Source organism: Pseudoalteromonas sp. JSTW (assembly GCF_013423925.1).
GTDB classification, from domain to species: domain Bacteria; phylum Pseudomonadota; class Gammaproteobacteria; order Enterobacterales; family Alteromonadaceae; genus Pseudoalteromonas; species Pseudoalteromonas lipolytica.
Genome location: NZ_CP058972.1, coordinates 1,864,486 through 1,881,714 on the forward strand (window position 1 = coordinate 1,864,486; position 17,229 = coordinate 1,881,714).

General features: G+C 40.9%; 16 protein-coding genes and 1 tRNA gene. 5 read left to right on the forward strand and 12 right to left on the reverse strand.

Translation table 11 applies throughout. The annotated features are described in order from the left end of the window. The first annotated feature begins 13 nt into the window (after nt 1–13). Nucleotides 14–541: a flavodoxin FldA gene (gene fldA / locus GZH31_RS08580; protein ID WP_036968238.1), complete on the forward strand. Its 528-nt coding sequence runs from the start codon at nt 14–16 to the stop codon at nt 539–541. Between the two features lie 190 nt (nt 542–731). Then, complete coding sequence (gene fur, locus GZH31_RS08585) at nt 732–1,175, forward strand: ferric iron uptake transcriptional regulator (RefSeq protein WP_036968236.1); 444 nt, start codon at nt 732–734, stop codon at nt 1,173–1,175. A 62-nt stretch (nt 1,176–1,237) separates the two neighbouring features. On the opposite strand, the gene GZH31_RS08590 is transcribed toward fur, so the two are convergent. The 7 genes from GZH31_RS08590 to GZH31_RS08620 form a co-directional block, all read right to left on the reverse strand. Beyond that, a complete protein-coding gene (locus GZH31_RS08590) occupies nt 1,238–1,855 on the reverse strand; it encodes an FKBP-type peptidyl-prolyl cis-trans isomerase (protein WP_180310852.1) in 618 nt (205 codons plus the stop codon). A 71-nt stretch (nt 1,856–1,926) separates the two neighbouring features. After that, nucleotides 1,927–2,328, reverse strand: coding sequence for a hypothetical protein (locus GZH31_RS08595; protein WP_051501762.1), 402 nt, complete (start codon nt 2,326–2,328; stop codon nt 1,927–1,929). A 53-nt stretch (nt 2,329–2,381) separates the two neighbouring features. Continuing rightward, a tRNA-Ser gene (locus GZH31_RS08600) sits at nt 2,382–2,472 on the reverse strand. Nucleotides 2,473–2,545: 73 nt separating this feature from the next. After that, the gene (locus GZH31_RS08605) at nt 2,546–2,923 is read right to left on the reverse strand and encodes a hypothetical protein (protein WP_036968230.1); all 378 of its coding nucleotides are present in this window, start codon (nt 2,921–2,923) and stop codon (nt 2,546–2,548) included. A gap of 200 nt (nt 2,924–3,123) precedes the next feature. Next, a complete protein-coding gene (locus tag GZH31_RS08610; protein ID WP_074989591.1) occupies nt 3,124–3,672 on the reverse strand; it encodes an NAD(P)H nitroreductase in 549 nt (182 codons plus the stop codon). Between the two features lie 61 nt (nt 3,673–3,733). Beyond that, nucleotides 3,734–4,435, reverse strand: a complete 702-nt coding sequence (locus GZH31_RS08615; RefSeq protein ID WP_180310853.1) for a DoxX family protein — start codon at nt 4,433–4,435, stop codon at nt 3,734–3,736. A 62-nt stretch (nt 4,436–4,497) separates the two neighbouring features. Then, nucleotides 4,498–6,459, reverse strand: a complete 1,962-nt coding sequence (locus tag GZH31_RS08620; protein ID WP_036968222.1) for an FAD-dependent oxidoreductase — start codon at nt 6,457–6,459, stop codon at nt 4,498–4,500. Between the two features lie 198 nt (nt 6,460–6,657). On the opposite strand from GZH31_RS08620, the gene sppA reads away from it, so the two are divergent. After that, the gene (gene sppA, locus GZH31_RS08625; protein WP_180310854.1) at nt 6,658–8,523 is read left to right on the forward strand and encodes a signal peptide peptidase SppA; all 1,866 of its coding nucleotides are present in this window, start codon (nt 6,658–6,660) and stop codon (nt 8,521–8,523) included. A 58-nt stretch (nt 8,524–8,581) separates the two neighbouring features. Beyond that, a complete protein-coding gene (ansA, locus tag GZH31_RS08630) occupies nt 8,582–9,592 on the forward strand; it encodes an asparaginase (protein ID WP_036968216.1) in 1,011 nt (336 codons plus the stop codon). A 70-nt stretch (nt 9,593–9,662) separates the two neighbouring features. Here the strand turns inward: ansA and gndA are convergent, their stop codons facing one another. After that, complete coding sequence (gndA, locus tag GZH31_RS08635) at nt 9,663–11,036, reverse strand: NADP-dependent phosphogluconate dehydrogenase (RefSeq protein WP_065979966.1); 1,374 nt, start codon at nt 11,034–11,036, stop codon at nt 9,663–9,665. A 422-nt stretch (nt 11,037–11,458) separates the two neighbouring features. On the opposite strand from gndA, the gene pyk reads away from it, so the two are divergent. Then, complete coding sequence (gene pyk, locus GZH31_RS08640; RefSeq protein WP_036968210.1) at nt 11,459–12,892, forward strand: pyruvate kinase; 1,434 nt, start codon at nt 11,459–11,461, stop codon at nt 12,890–12,892. A gap of 63 nt (nt 12,893–12,955) precedes the next feature. Here the strand turns inward: pyk and GZH31_RS08645 are convergent, their stop codons facing one another. The 4 genes from GZH31_RS08645 to GZH31_RS08660 form a co-directional block, all read right to left on the reverse strand. Beyond that, a complete protein-coding gene (locus GZH31_RS08645) occupies nt 12,956–13,780 on the reverse strand; it encodes a LytTR family DNA-binding domain-containing protein (RefSeq protein ID WP_036968204.1) in 825 nt (274 codons plus the stop codon). Then, nucleotides 13,777–14,850, reverse strand: a complete 1,074-nt coding sequence (locus GZH31_RS08650) for a sensor histidine kinase (RefSeq protein ID WP_036968201.1) — start codon at nt 14,848–14,850, stop codon at nt 13,777–13,779. The genes GZH31_RS08645 and GZH31_RS08650 overlap by 4 nt, the downstream gene beginning before the upstream one ends. 155 nt (nt 14,851–15,005) lie before the next feature. Further along, nucleotides 15,006–16,562, reverse strand: a complete 1,557-nt coding sequence (locus GZH31_RS08655) for a SulP family inorganic anion transporter (protein ID WP_180310855.1) — start codon at nt 16,560–16,562, stop codon at nt 15,006–15,008. A 164-nt stretch (nt 16,563–16,726) separates the two neighbouring features. Continuing rightward, nucleotides 16,727–17,185, reverse strand: coding sequence for an Lrp/AsnC family transcriptional regulator (locus GZH31_RS08660; protein ID WP_036968198.1), 459 nt, complete (start codon nt 17,183–17,185; stop codon nt 16,727–16,729). Nucleotides 17,186–17,229 lie beyond the last annotated feature (44 nt).

The window sequence follows — 17,229 nt, forward strand, 5'->3', positions numbered from 1 at the left end:
AGGTTTTAAATCCATGTCAAGCGTAGGTATTTTTTTCGGAAGCGATACAGGCAATACTGAACACGTAGCAAAAATGATTCAGAAAGAATTAGGTAAAAAGCTCGTTGCTGTTCACGATATTGCAAAAAGTTCTAAAGAAGAGATTGCTGAATTCGATTTATTGTTATTCGGTATCCCCACTTGGTACTATGGCGAAGCGCAATGTGACTGGGATGATTTTTTCCCTGAGTTAGAAGAAGTAGACTTCGATGGTAAACTTGTTGCTATTTTTGGTTGCGGTGACCAAGAAGACTATGCTGAGTATTTCTTAGATGCGATGGGCATGATCAACGATATCGTTACTGAACGTGGTGCTATAGTTGTGGGTCACTGGCCTACTGAAGGTTACGACTTCGAAGCCTCAAAAGCGGTCATTGATGATAATCACTTTGTAGGCCTAGGCATTGATGAAGACCGTCAGCCAGAACTTACTGAAAAGCGTGTTAAAGAGTGGTGTGCTCAAGTTTATGAAGAAATGTGTTTAGCAGAACTTGCTGATTAATAACAAGTACTACTCGCATTTACTAGCTGATGTAAAGATGCACAACCAGTTCATTTTTGTCTAAAAAATCGGCAATTAAACGAATTGTTCTTTGCACTTAGTAACTAGGCACGTTATTCTAATATTTGCTAATGTGTCGTGTGCATCTTTATGATGCCTAGTATAAATAAATAAAATTGAGACAGATTTAATGACTGATCACAACTTGGAATTAAAAAAAGCAGGGTTAAAAGTAACACTGCCGCGTATTAAAATTTTAGAGATTCTACAATCTCCAGACAACCAACACATCAGCGCTGAAGATGTCTATAAAATTCTGTTAGACATTGGCGAAGAGATTGGTCTTGCAACTGTCTATCGTGTTTTAAACCAATTCGACGATGCAGGTATTGTATCTCGTCATCATTTTGAAGGTGGCAAGTCAGTTTTTGAATTATCGGGTAGTACTCACCACGATCACTTAGTGTGTTTAAAATGTGGTAAAGTTGTTGAGTTCGAAGATGATACGATTGAACGTCGCCAAGAAGAAATCGCAAAAGAGAACGGTATTAAACTAACAAACCACTCTCTTTACCTTTATGGTGAATGCGAAGACACTGCTAAGTGCAAAGAGTTCGCTGAATCAAATAGTTAAAATTTGATTTAGACATAAAAAAACCTGCATTAAGCAGGTTTTTTTATGTCTGTAGAAATTAATTAGATAATTTCTAGTAACTCAACATCAAAGATTAATGTTGAGAAAGGTGTGATTGCAGCACCTGCGCCACGCTCACCATAGGCAAGTTCGTGTGGTACGTATAAACGCCATTTTGAACCAGTACCCATCATTTGTACCGCTTCAGTCCAACCTTTGATAACACCGCTTACTGGGAATTCAGCAGGTTGACCACGCTCATAAGAGCTGTCAAAAACAGTACCGTTAATTAATGTACCGTGGTAATGAGCACGAATTGTAGACTCAGCAGTTGGCTTTTCACCCTCACCCGCTGTTAATACTTCGTACTGTAAGCCTGATTCAGTTACCGTAATTTCTGGACGTTTTGCATTTTCTTCTAAGAACGCAACACCTTCAGCAGCAAGTACTTTAGCTTCTTCTTCACGACGAGCTTGGATTTCTGCATTGATTTTTTCGAAAGCAGCTTGAATTGCAGGGATCTCAACTTGGAAATCACTTCCTGCGTATGCGTCTTTCATACCTTCAAAAACTGAGTTTAGGTTTAAACCTTCAAAAGGGTTAGCTTTAAGTTGCTCACCCATTTGTAAACCAATACCGTAGCTTGCTTTTTCAGCGTCTGTTGTAAAAATATCTGACATGTTTAAATTCACGTTTATTAGTTAAAAGATGCATTTATACTAACATAAAAAAACAACGAATAATGCTTAGTTTACTGCGTTTGCTCAGTGTTTAAACTAATTCGCTGCTTTATTTTTTCAATGACAAAGGTTGACGTTGGTAAACTTAAGATCATTGCGACAATAAAATAAACATCCATCAATCCTGCTTTACCGAGTATAACAAGTGGCACAATTAACAAGCCAACTGATGCGATATACAGTGCAGCTATAACAGGCCAATGCTTATCATATTTTCCAATTAAGTGACCAACCAGCACATTAAAACCGATGCCATAAGCAATCGATGTGAGTAAACCATGCTCTGGCTTTGCATCATGTGCCATAGCAACTAGAACATTCACGCCGCTATGATAAAAATAAGAAAAAACACTCCAAAGCAGAATATGTTTTATAAGGTGTTTAAAAGTAGACGAAGACTCGCTTGTTGACATGACTTATCTCCAGATAGCAAAAAACCGCCCTGTAGGCGGTTTTTTAAAAATAATGGTGGAGAGATAGGGATTTGAACCCTAGAGGGGCTACAAACCCCTGCCGGTTTTCAAGACCGGTGCATTCGACCACTCTGCCATCTCTCCGTACGGCGCGAATAATAGTGCTTACAGCTTTCATTGTAAAGACTTAACTGTAAAAAAGCCTAAAAAATTTAAATCAATAATATTGCTTTGGTCTGCGGGCAATCCATGAACAAATTAAACAGACGAATAAACTGATTAGTGCAAAGCCGAGTGTTTGAACAATAATGTCTATTTTATTCATATTGTGATTTGGCACAATCACGAGTAAAAAGGCCGGTAGACTGCTAAACGTTAAAACATAACAACAGACTTTAAACGCACGCCCAAAATCAAAACGTTTTGTACTGTGCATCCACCAGGTAAGTAGAAACAAAACACCGACCGCTGATAAACCTAAAAACTGAGGTGCTTTTGTCGAGAGTGCAACAAACAAAGTGATCACTGCACCAACAATGCCCCAAAGAGACCAAGCGAACCAATTTTCTTTTTCACGTAAAAATAAGTTTCCCATTTTTCTCGTCTTCTTTATCGTTATTTTTCTAAGACTATCCATACGTTAACAAAAAACAACCGATTAAAAAACATACTGAAGAAGAATAATTAAGTTTTTGCATCCAAGCGCTTCTTACAGCAAAGCCACAACTTGAAAAAAAGTAACATAAGCAAGCTTAATCAGGTATGACTCTTGTGATGCTAAAAAGTTCCCTTAACTTACAGTTTCTCAAAAAAAGTGTCTGGTTTATGACGAATGGGCTTTTTAATATCTACCTCAGGTGTGCCTATATACAAGTAGCCGACAATTTCATCCTCTGCTTTGCAACCAAGCGCGTGTTTAACAGCTGGACTTTGCGCAAAGTAGCCTGTGCGCCAAATGCCACCTAATCCCTGAGCGAATGCAGCTTGTTGCATTGCTAACACAGCGCACCCAGCACTTTGCACCTGCTCTATGCGCGGTACTTTTGGGTTTTCTTTTACATCGGCAATTGCGATTATCACCATAGGTGCTCTGAGGGGGAGCTCTTTTGCCCGTTCAATTACGCGGTCATCTTGCTGCTCTTCGATAGCGGCTTGGTGATAGATCTCACCTAATTTATGGCGTGCTTCGCCTTCCACCACGATAAAACGCCACGGCGCAATACAACCATGATCGGGGACTTTAATCGCAGCGCGCTGAATAATTGAAAGCTGTTCTTCTGTTGGACCCGGTGAAATTAAACGTGGATCTGACTGTCGTGTTTGTAAAAGCGTTAAAGCGTCCATTATTATTCCGTAAATTCTTAAATACGATGCCCGTTAATACAGGCAATAAAATGTAAGCTTATCATTTAACTTCATTATCAATAAAGCGATTACAGTACTTTCTGCTAAACCAGTAATCGAGACTGACATAGCGTCCCCCGCCTGTAAAAAATAGGCTTAACAGCATCGCAAAATAAATAACAGAAAACTCCATTCCGTTATTTAAAATCACAGGGCGCCCTGTTTCATATAAATAATCAGTAAAACCGTGGGTTTCTAATAAGTCGCGCATTTTTGTTAAGCGCTCAGCTGCCGCAGAGGAGTTGTCTAAGCTTGCTTGTGCACCTGGTATTTGTAGCCAGCTTAATACTCTTGCAGGACTGGTACTGGCATCTGTAGGCGTGACAGCAAACCAGCCATTATCACCGTGTACGCTAGTCGCAGCCACACACATCGTGATCATTAATGGAATAGCTGTAAGACGTGTAAACAGCCCCAAAAATAGCAGTATACCGCCAAGAAACTCTGCCCATGCGGCCAAAAATGCCAGTAGTGCAGGCATCGGTAAACCTAAGCCCCATTCTTTGTTACCAAACCATGTAACGATGTCATCAGATGCGAGAAAATATTGGTAAAAATGCGAAACATCTCCGCTCAACGCTAACTTGTTAAATCCAGCGATTATCATCACCGGCGCTAAGATTAAGCGAAAAATTAAAGCGGGTATCCCCTCTAAACACTGCAGACGTTTGAAGATTGTTTGGTAGGTATGTGTAATGTGCATAGCGGTCTCATGACTAAAATAGATTAATCAATAAGACCGCTAACAATGTGGTTATCTTTCAGTTAGATTTTGCGTGCGACTTGCAATGCTTCAAAAATAGCGCGTTTTGCATCAATGGCCGCGGCCAGTTTTGCACCACCTATCACATGCACTTTTGCGTTTTCAGCCTCCGCTGCAAATGGTTCACTGTTAGACACCTGACCAATACAGGCAATCACTGTATCAACATCAAGTATCTGTTCTTCACCCTTTACGGTAATCTTTAACCCTTGGTTATCAAAACTGATGTACTGGCAGTCAGCAATTTGTTTAACACCATGCTGTTTTGCTACTTGGCGGTGGATCCAACCCGTCGTTTTACCCAGCTCACTGCCAAAGCGACCTGAGCTTCGTTTTAGCATATAAATTTGGCGATTATCTTTGTGAGGTTGTGGCTCACACTCTATTCCCCATTGAGTTTTAAACTCTTCAATGGTTTGATCTTTATGCTCACTTAAAAAGGCCACCATATCGAAACCGATACCTCCAGCGCCTAATATCGCAATTTTTTCACCCAGTTCAACCTCACCTCTAATCACTTCATCGTAGGCAAAAACACGCTTACCATCAGCACATTCAATTTTAGCTTCACGAGGTCTAACACCGGTCGCAAAGACAACATCATCGTATTGATTTAGCATGTTATCTGAAAACTCAGTGCCCAATTTTAATTCAACATTTAAACGCTTAAGTTCATTAGTGAAATAATTTAGCGTGTGATTAAAATCTTCTTTTCCGGGTATTTGCATGGCTAAATTAAACTGGCCGCCCATTTGCTCTTTACGCTCAATGAGCGTTACTTTGTGCCCTTTTTGCGCTAAATAGCAACTCGCAGCAAGGCCAGCTGGTCCTGCACCTACCACTAACACTAAACGTGATGACGCGGCTTTTTCTAGGCTATATTCAAGCTCAAATGCAGCTTGAGGGTTCACTAAACAGGTCGCACGTTTATTTTTAAATACGTGGTCTAAACAACCCTGATTACAACCAATACAAATATTTATCTGCTCAGTTTTATTATTTACGTATTTATTAAAAAACTCAGGATCAGCTAAAAGTGGTCTTGCCATCGAAATAAGGTCTGACTCTCCTGCCGCTAAAATACTATTAGCAATCTGTGGGGTGTTAATACGGTTTACCGCAACCACAGGAACTGAGACCGTGTCTTTTAAACGTTTTGACGCCTCTTTAAATGCGCCAGGAGGAACCATACTGGCAATCGTTGGAACGCGAGCCTCATGCCAACCTATACCTGTATTAAAGATATCAACGCCGGCTTCTTCAAGCGCCAAAGCTTGTTGCTTTACTTCATCAGGAGTAGAACCGTCAGGAACTAAATCCATCACTGATAAACGAAAAATAATAATAAATTTTTCACTGACTTTTGCGCGTACTGCTTTCACTATTTCAACAGCTAGGCGCATTCGGTTTTCTAAGCTACCACCATAAGCATCATTTCGCTTATTAGTATGATTCGCCATAAACTCATTAATTAAGTAGCCTTCTGAGCCCATGATCTCAACACCATCGTAGCCCGCCTTTTCGGCTAAGCGCGCTGAGCTTGCAAAATCTTTTATGGTTTTTTTAATGGCACCAAGCGACATCGCCTTTGGTTTGTATGGGTTTATTGGCGCTTTAATCGCACTAGGAGCATGATTAAATGGATGGTAGGCATAACGCCCTGCATGCAAAAGCTGTAAACAAATTTTCCCACCATGCTGGTGTACTGCTTCAGTGTAAGCACGGTGTTTAACAACGTCATAATATGAGCTAAACGTTGATGCAAAAGGAGTAAGTTTACCGCGTAAATTCGGACTATACCCGCCGGTAATAATTAAGCCTGTGCCTCCTTTAGCACGTGCTTCATAAAATGCGCGTAACCGTTTACGATTATGCCAGCCCTCTTCAAGACCGGTGTGCATTGAGCCCATAACCAAACGATTACGAAGTTCGGTATGCGGTAATTGTAATTTTTGTTCTAACATTGTCTGCCCCGTTAACTGGTCGAACCTCTATGATGTTTAGATTCTGCGGTAATAACCCAGAATAATCAACTTTTAGCGAGTAATTAACTGTCGCAATTTCTCGTTTTAAACACTCTGTTACTATTTAACAGTTAAATTTCAGATTATTCTAAGCTAAGATGGGATTACTACTAAGCTGTACTGAATTAAGGAATTATTTTGCTAGCAAAGATATTTAAAGGCATATGGACTGGGATAAACTTTTCCCGCCGTTTGGTTCTAAACCTATTATTTTTAATACTAGTAATACTCTTTATTGTCGCTATTACTAGCGAAGAAGACAAAGTTAAAGTCGCGGATGGAACCGTACTGCGCCTAAACTTAAATGGCCCTATCGTTGAAGAGAAAACCTATGTTGACCCTGTAGAAGCAGCCATTAATGATGCGACTATGGGCAAAGAAGCACCTTCAGAGATTTTGCTTGATGATATTATTGAAGTTATCAACCAAGCTGCAAAAGATGACCGTATCTCTGTTATGTTGCTAGATCTTCAAAAAATGCCAAGCGCGCATATCAATAAGCTTAAACAAATAACAAAAGCGATTGATGAGTTCAAAAACGCTGGTAAACAAGTTATTGCTACAGGCTATTACTACACTCAAGCACAGTACTATATTGCAGCGCATGCCAATGAAGTGTCTATGCACCCTTATGGTGGTGTAAGCATTGAAGGTTACGGCATGTTCCCGCTTTACTTTAAAGACGCCCTTGAAAAGCTAAAAGTAACACAGCATATTTTCCGTGTAGGTACGTACAAGTCAGCAGTTGAACCATTTATTCGTAATGATATGTCAGATGCAGCAAAAGAAGCCAACCAAGTATGGTTAACTGCACTTTGGAACGAATATAAGTCAGATGTTGCCGCTTCTCGCCCATTTGATGAAAGTAACTTTGACGAAGATATGGATGTTTACCTTGCAAAAATGCAAGCAGTGGATGGAAATTCAGGTGACTATGCCTTAAACAATCAATGGGTTGATTCACTAAAAACATCTCAACAAATTCGCCAGCAACTTATTGACCTAGTCGGTACAGAAGAAACCGGTAAAACATTTAAGCAAGTGAGCTTCCGTGAATATTTATCGCTGGTTAAACCTCCTATCGAATTTGATAACCCTATTACCGAAAAAGTAGCGGTAGTTGTTGCAAAAGGCACGATTGTTGATGGTGAACGTAAAGCCGGTGAAATTGGCGGTGATTCTACCGCAGCCCTACTTCGCAAAGCGCGCTTAGATGATAAAGTAAAAGCTGTGGTTCTGCGTATTGACTCAGGTGGTGGTAGCATGTTTGCCTCTGAGGTTATTCGTGCTGAAGTTCTGGCACTTAAAGCCGCAGGAAAACCGGTTATTGCGTCAATGAGTTCTGTTGCGGCCTCGGGGGGGTATTGGATTGCCTCTGCTGCAAATGAGATTTGGGCAGCGCCAAGTACGATTACAGGTTCAATCGGTGTTTTTGGTACTTTCATGACATTTGAAAACACCATGGCTGAGTTAGGTATCTATTCAGATGGTGTTGCAACCACTGATTTAGCAGGCTTCTCTATTGCTCGCCCACTGGATGAAAAAATGGCCGACATCATTCAACTCAGTGTAGAAAATGCCTACAAACGCTTCTTAAACGTTGTAGCCGAAGCGCGAAATATGACTCCTGAGCAAGTTGATAAAATTGCCCAAGGGCGTGTGTGGATTGCCACTCAGGCGAAAGAGCTTGGCTTAGTTGATAAACTAGGTGACAAACAAGATGCGATTGAAGCTGCAGCAGAACTTGCAAAATTAAAGCATTACGATGTTAAAACCATCAAACAATCTTTAACACCCCAAGAGCAAATGCTACAGGATATTTTTGGTACCGCTGCTGTACAAGCATTCTTAGCTAAGTCGCAGTCTTCTGACTCTGTGCTTGCAACACAAGCTAACTTACAAAGCCTTGTTAAGCAGTTGAGTAGTGAAATTGATAATTTAAAAGATTACAACGACCCACAAGGTGTCTATGCACGCTGTTTAGTGTGTAATGTAATTCAATAAGTTACTAACTAACGCGATTTTAGGTATACTAAGCCCAGTTAATTTACTGGGCTTTTTTATGAAACGTAAACGTATATATATCGCCTATACAGGCGGCACAATCGGGATGAAAAAATCGAGCCGGGGCTATGTTCCTGCTGAAGGCTTTTTAACCGAAACAGTGGTCAACAATGCTGAGTTTAATCGTGATGAAATGCCTTTATTTGATATTCACGAATACTGCCCTTTGATTGATTCATCCGATATGTCACCGGCACATTGGCAACTTATTGCTGACGATATCAAAAGTAAATACCAAGACTATGATGGCTTTGTCGTATTACATGGCACTGACACAATGGCCTACACGGCATCGGCTTTATCGTTTATGTTTGAAAATTTGACCAAACCCGTGATTGTCACAGGCTCACAAATTCCTTTGTCACAGCTTCGCTCTGATGGTCAAGTTAATTTACTAAACGCTATGTACTTAGCAGCGAATTACCCTATTGCTGAAGTCAGCCTGTTTTTCAATAACCAACTGTTCCGTGGTAATAGAGCAACAAAAGCACACGCAGATGGTTTTGACGCGTTTGCTTCACCTAACCTTGAACCGTTAGCGTTATCAGGTATCAATATACAATTAATCAAGGGGCAATTGAGCCCGTATGTCGATAACGAACTGCAAGTATCTAACATTACTCCACAACCAATTGGCGTGCTGTATTTATATCCGGGGATCAGTCCTGAGGTTGTAAAAAGCTTGGTTAACGATAACATTAAAGCGCTTGTATTATTAAGCTTTGGCGTTGGCAATGCACCACAAGACCCTGCCTTTCTAGACATCCTCAATGAGGCTAGTAAGCGTGGCATGGTGATTGTTAATCTTACCCAGTGTTTAAAAGGACATGTCAACATGGGCGGGTATGCCACCGGTAATGCATTACTCAACTGTGGTGTTATCAGTGGCTATGACATGACTTTAGAAGCCTGTTTAACAAAGTTACATTACTTATTTAGCCAAAAGCTTGAAGTTGAAACAGTGCGCCATCTTATGCAAGACAACCTACGTGGTGAGTTGAGTCGATAAAATTAACGTTTTAGATATTAAAAAGGCACCGTACGGTGCCTTTTTTCATGATGGTGAGTAATTCAACTCATTAACGGACTTTTTCGTCAATATCGACTAAATCAGTTAAATGGCAAACTTCTCCACTGTGTGTTTTGATACCGTGCTCACCGAAGTAATCACGCTGTGCCTGAACCAAATGTCCATTGCTTGGTGTTGTAAGTGTTGCAATATACGTTTGTGTTGCAGTTAACACAGGGAATGCAAGACCAGAAGCAACTGCCGCCCCTGTCACTTTACGAAGTGCAGCTGATTCACGCTGCATAGAATCAATAAACTCTACGCCTTCAGCAACATTATCTAAGTAATCGGCACGAATAATACAACCCGCTCGCCACGTTTGTAACGTTTTAGCAAGATCAACTTTCCATTGGTGCGCACGTGATGCACCTTTGATAAGCGCAAGACCTTGACGGTAAGCCAGTAAACTTGCCAACGTAAACGCGTCTTTTAATTCTTCTAGGTCTAACTCAACAGTGTTAGTTGCTTTGGCTGCATAGGTCATTTCTTTTGCAGCATGCGTATCACATGTATTTGTTAAATGGCGAGCTTGTACCGCAGCAACCAGTGAAGGCACTGCAATGCCTAACTCAAGCGCATTTTGTGCTGTCCATAATCCAGTGCCTTTGGCCCCAACTTTATTGTCAATTAAGTCAACTAAAGGCTCACCTTCAGTTGTTTGAAGGCTAAGAATATGACTAGAGATTGATAGTAGGTAGCTATTTAATGTTCCTTCAGACCAATCATTAAAAATGTCGGCAACTTCTTTTGGCGTGCGATTAGTGCCCAAACGAAGCAGTTGATACATTTCTGCAATAAGCTGCATCAACGCATATTCGATACCGTTGTGCACCATTTTTACAAAGTGACCGCTTGCAGATTGCCCTACACGCGCAAAACACGACTCACCCTTGTAACTTGCTGCAACTTTTTCAAACCACGGCTCAACACGCTCCCAGCCGCCTTCTGATCCACTGGCCATCATTGCAGGACCATGGCGTGCGCCTTCGGCACCCCCTGAGATCCCCATTGTGGCGAATTCAAATTTATTTTGGAACTTAAGTTTACGGCTAATACCGTCTTTATAGTTACTATTGCCGCAATCGACGATGATGTCATCACACTCGACGCCTGCTTCCGCAAGCTCAGTACATACTTTATCAACCAATTCACCAGCAGGAACTAAAAGTAAAATTGAACGAGGCGGCTCTAAACGTCTAACCATATCATTTAAATCAGACACAATATGTAAACGGTCTGCCAATCCGAGTGCTTTCGCACAGCTTAGTAACTCAGCACCCGCATCAGGGTTCTTATCGTACGCTACTAATGTCAGCCCTTTTTCAATCAGGTTGAGGGCAAGATTTTTACCCATAACGCCTAACCCTACTAATGCAACTTGCATTTAGTGTCCTCCTCGGTAACAACTATTGGTTAGTTAATCAAAATAAATACGCGCGCATTATACCCAAGCAGCCCAAAAATGCGAGCATCCAAGCCAACTTGGTAAAAATCAGTGTGTTTAAAAGCGACGTTGTTCAAATTATATCAAAATAACGCAGGCATCGGACCAGATTTTTATAATACCCATTTAAAAGTTAAGTGTATTGACGCTACCTGACACCGGTGTCATAATATCGTCATTCAATTTTTGTATTATGATTCAATAATACATGGATTCAGATACTCATAGTTAAAAAACACATTTTTTACCTATGAGTTCTACACCGTGCCGTTGTATAAGCCCATTAGCAAGGCTTTTAGCACGACTTTTTAATAGTAAACCATCAATTCGCTTAACATCGATTAAGCGCACAGGAGAATTTGATGCTAAGACGCACAAAAATTGTTGCGACACTTGGACCGGCAACCGATCGCGATAACAACCTAGAAAAAATTATTCGTGCAGGTGCAAATGTTGTTCGTTTGAACTTCTCACATGGCGTTGCTCAAGATCACAAAGACCGTGCTCAAGCTGTACGCGATATAGCAAAGCGTTTAGGCAAGCACGTTGCAATACTTGCTGATTTACAAGGTCCTAAGATTCGCGTTTCTACATTTAAAGATGGAAAAGTAAACTTAGAAGTAGGTGCTAAATTTACGCTAGACGCAAAAATGGAAAAAGGCCAAGGCGACGTAAACGCTGTGGGTATTGACTACAAAGAATTACCAAACGATGTAAAATCAGGTGATTTGCTACTGTTAAATGATGGCTTAATTCAACTTACTGTCGACTCTGTTGAAGGTGAATTAGTGCATACCACAGTCACTGTGGGTGGCGTGCTTTCGAACAATAAAGGCATCAACCGTTTAGGCGGTGGTCTAACGGCCCCGGCTTTCACCGAGAAAGACAAAGAAGATTTAATCACAGCAACCGAAATTGGTGTTGACTATATTGCAGTTTCTTTCCCACGCAGTGGTGATGACATGCGCTATGTACGTTCACTAGCCGAAGCGGCAGGTTCGAACGCGCAGTTACTCGCTAAAATTGAGCGTGCAGAAGCGGTTGAAACCGTTGAAGCAATTGATGATATCGTCCTAGCTTCTGATGCTGTAATGGTGGCGCGTGGTGATTTAGGTGTTGAAATTGGTGATGCTGCCCTTGTGGGTAAGCAAAAGCTTATTATTAGACGCGCTCGCTCATTAAACCGTACAGTAGTAACGGCAACGCAAATGATGGAATCAATGATCGATAACCCAATGCCAACACGTGCAGAAGTTATGGACGTTGCCAACGCAGTGCTTGATGGGACTGACGCGGTTATGTTATCAGCAGAAACAGCGGCAGGTGACTACCCAGAAGAGACAGTCGCAACCATGGCGCGTGTATGTTTAGGTGCCGAGTCACAAAAAGAAACGCACGTCTCTAAACACCGTTTAGATAGCCGTTTTTCTTCTAACGCTGAATCTATTGCACTTTCAGCCATGTATGCTGCTAACCACCTTGACTCAGTGAAAGCGATTATCACACTGACTGAATCTGGTAGCACGGCTAAACTTATGTCGCGTATCAGCTCTGGTTTACCTATTTATTCGCTGTCTCGTCATGCAAGTACATTAGGTCAAACAGCACTTTATCGTGGCGTTTACCCTGTATACTTTGACTCAACTAAATGTGAAAAAGACAACATGGTTCGTGATGCGTTAAACACGCTTGTTGAGCAAGGCTCTTTAGCCACAGGTGACACTGTAATATTAACTCACGGTGACGCTATGGAAACCATTGGTGCAACTAACACGATGAAAATTGTGACTGTATAAAAACCAATATAACGAAAAAAGGCGCAAAATTAATTTTGCGCCTTTTTTGTTTAAAATAGCGTATCAGCTTGCCAGTGCTGCTTTTACTTTATCACGATAACTGCGGCTTACTTTTAACTCTTGGCCATTATCGAGCACTAATAAGTACTCACCGCTGACTTGAGTAACAAGTTTGCTGATTTGTTTTGTATTAACAATCGCACTGCGATGTACTCGCACAAATAACTGGGGATCAAGCTCTTGTTCAAGCTCTTTCATTGTTTTGCGTAAGATATGTGTTTGCCCGTCTTGGCAATGTAAACACATGTAATCACCAGCAGCGTCAACCCATTGAATAGTAACAACAGGCACACGGACTATTTCACCCTGCTCTTTTACAGCCAGTGACTCCGGATAACGACGGTCGGCTAAGCTATCACCTGTGGCCAGTTTTTTTAAAATCTCTTCGCAATTATTGCCTGTTATACCCGCGACAAAACTCGCTAGTTTTTTCTTATGGGCGTTATCTTGTTGCGTCTTTAAATAGGTATGCACTTTCTCTACCGCCTGTTTTAGTCTGTTGTCATCGACTGGTTTAAGAATATAATCCAATGCATGAATCTCGAATGCTTTTACAGCAAACTGATCAAACGCCGTTACAAATACAATTGCAGGTAAAGGGTTCACACTTTCGCTTAACGCACGTGCTACTTCAAAACCATTCATATTTGGCATTTGAATATCTAAAAAAACTAATTGGATGTTACCACTAAGGCATTCATCTATTGCCTCTTGACCATTGCTACATAAACGAATGACTTCTATGTCGTCAAACTCAGAGAGTCGAACCGCTAAGCCTTTCCTAGCTAATGGTTCATCATCAACGATCAAAGTTCTAATTTTGCTCATTTCTTAACAGCCTTTTCAAACGGAACACGCAGATTAACTTTTAATCCACTTGGCGAATTGTCAGAGAGTACAAACGAATAGTTGTTCTCATAAAGTGTTTTTAATCGGTCCTTTGTATTTGCTATGCCAACGCCTTGAGAATTAACCAGTTGACCATCTATTAACTCAGTACCAGGACCATTATCGCCTACTTCCAATAATAGTTCATTTGCAAAAACTTGTGCTTTAATATCAATCACTCCCCCCTCATTAAGCTGCGCTATCGCATACTTGATTGAGTTTTCAATAATGGGCTGGAGGATCAAACTCGGTACTAATGCCTCTTTCGCTTGCTCGCTAACATCAACATTGACCTGAAGACGCTCATCAAAACGTACTTTTTCAATCTCTAAATACAGCATGAGTGCGTGTATTTCTTGCTCTAGAGGCACCTTTTTAATGGGATCAGTATTGAGTGTGTAGCGTAAGAAGTCACTTAATTTAGAGACCATTAAATTCGCATCTTTATTCTCTTTCACCAAAATTAAGGTTGATATTGCATTCAGTGTATTAAATAAAAAGTGCGGATTAAGTTGGTAGCGCAGCATTTTTAACTGTGCTTCGTGCGCCATTGTTGTTGCTTTTAGGGCTTTTTGACGCTCACTTTGCAGTAGTTGGTAATACTTTATACCAAAATACAAACCACTCCAGCACAGAATAATATAGACAGAGTCTAATCCTTGCTGAAAATAATAAAACCATTCATTCGGCCGGTAACCGTGTCGATAAATTTCCCATAAGTTGAATTTTTGAACGACCGCCCATAACGTGCCCGTGATATAGGATGCCCCAAACACAACCAGCATAAGAACCCATGGCGATGCATTCCAAACTTTACGATACATATAACGCAGCGGTACTGTCATTAAACACCCAGCATAGGCGTTTAATACAATAACAAATACGTAAATATCACGCATTTCAAATACTTTTGAGCCGATATAATTCACCAACGCGTAGCCTATCCAGCCTGCTATTTGCAAAACCCAGAAGAAGCGTTGTCGATTATCAACTAATGATTGCCAATTCAAAATATCAAGTTACCTTTCGTCGTTATTTTTATTATACCGATAGTCACTCATGCAAAGCACTGCCACCTATCTTAATTTTTAATAGCCTTACCGCATTCTACAGGCATTAAAAAAGCGAAGACTTTGACGGCCTTCGCTTTTTAATCGGCAATTTATTACGCCAATTTATCAGAGGCTACTTTGTATTTAGGATCCTCAATCACGTTAACCTCGACAAGATCGCGTGCTTTATGAAGCAACTGAATACAATCTGGGCTTAAATGACGTAAATGTAATTTTTTACCCGCTTTAGCATACTTATCGGCTAAACTATCAATGGCTTCAATCGCACTGTGATCTGCCACTCGGCTATGTTTAAACTCAATAATGACGTCTTGGGGATCACTTTTTACATCGAATAATTCGGCAAAGTTTTTCACCGAGCCAAAAAACAGTGGGCCATGCAATTCATAGACTTTTGAGCCCTCTTGGTCGATATAGTTGCTTGTATAAATGTGTTTAGCATGCTGCCAAGCAAATACCAGTGCAGACACAATCACACCTACGCACACAGCAATTGCAAGGTCAGTGGCAACAGTCACACCAGACACTAATACAATCACAAATGCATCAGACTTTGGCACGCGCTTCATCATTTTAAAGCTTGCCCATTCAAATGTGCCCAGTACCACCATGAACATTACACCAACCAGTGCCGCCAGTGGGATCATTTCGATTAAGCCTGCTGCAAAAATAATGAATACCAATAGGAGTAAGGCCGCGCTAATACCTGATAAACGTGAGCGACCACCCGAGTTAATGTTAATCATTGATTGGCCAATCATTGCACACCCGCCCATTGCACCAAAGAAACCACAGGTTACATTAGCAGCACCTTGACCAATACACTCTTTATTACTGTGGCCACGCGTTTCTGTAATTTCATCTATAAGCGTGAGTGTTAACAATGATTCAATTAAGCCAATTGCCGCTAGAATTAATGCATACGGAAAAATTATTTTTAACGTTTCAAGGGTAAATGGCACCATTGGAATATGGAATTGCGGCAGACCGCCTGCGATAGTTGCTTGCTCGTTACCCGTCATCCCTTTTAAGAAATCAAGCACAGTGCGTGCTTCAAGGTCAAATCCAATCACAATGCCCGTCACTGTCACAATAGCAACTAATGATGAAGGTACCGCGGTAGTTAGCTTAGGTAAAAAGTGAATAATCGCCATTGTTAACGCGACTAAACCAAGCATTATGTAGAGCGCTTGACCTTCCATCCACTGTTGGCCGCCCATACCATCTGGCACTTTAAATTGACCTAGTTGGGCTAAGAAAATAACGATAGCAAGACCATTCACAAAGCCTAACATGACGGGGTGAGGTACCATGCGAATAAACTTACCAAGCTTAAATATACCTGCGAGGATCTGTAATATCCCCATCAATAAAACCGTCGCAAATAGATATTCAACGCCATGGTCTAATACTAAACTTACCATTACGACGGCTAATGCGCCGGTTGCACCTGATATCATTCCAGGGCGACCACCAAAAATAGCCGTAATCAAACCAACAATAAATGCGGCATATAGGCCTACTAAAGGCTCTACATTAGCAACGAAAGCAAAAGCAACGGCTTCTGGCACCAATGCCAGTGCGACTGTCAGGCCTGATAATATATCGTTTTTAGCAGAGCTTGGCGCTTTGCTGAGTAAGTTAAACATTAAGATCCTCTTTCAAGTGTATGCATTTTGGCAAGGCGCAGAATTCTAGCAAAAACTGCCTACGTTAACAATCAGCAACAACCGTAAACACGCAGACAACAAAACGGTTAGCACGCAAAAGCACTAACCGTTTGTCAATAAAAAGCTAAATGAAGAAGGTATAATTAAAGAGGTAAAGATGTACTTCGCTTCACACAAGTCATCGTCACATTTGAGTGTACTTCTTGCACAAACTCAAGATTTAGAAGGTTATCGCGAACAAACTGCTCATACCCTTCAATTCCTTTAGAAATAATGCGCAGCATAAAGTCCATAGTACCCGCCATGCTATAGCACTCGGTCACTTCGTCGTAGCTCATGATTAAACGTTCAAATTCAGCTAAGTTTGTTCTGCCATGATTTGATAAGCGAACATGTGCATAAACCAACATATCAAAGCCAAGCTTTTTCTCATCAAGTAAAGCAACTTTACCTTTGATATAACCATCTTGTTCAAGTTTAGCGATACGACGCCAACAAGGAGATTGAGATAAACCAACTTTATCGGCAATTTCTGCCGTTGATAAGCTAGCATCCTGCTGTAATAATGCCAAAATTTGGCGATCTACTTGGTTTAGAGACATTTTATTTCTTTTTCTTTAAAAATACTGAGTAAATTATATAACTG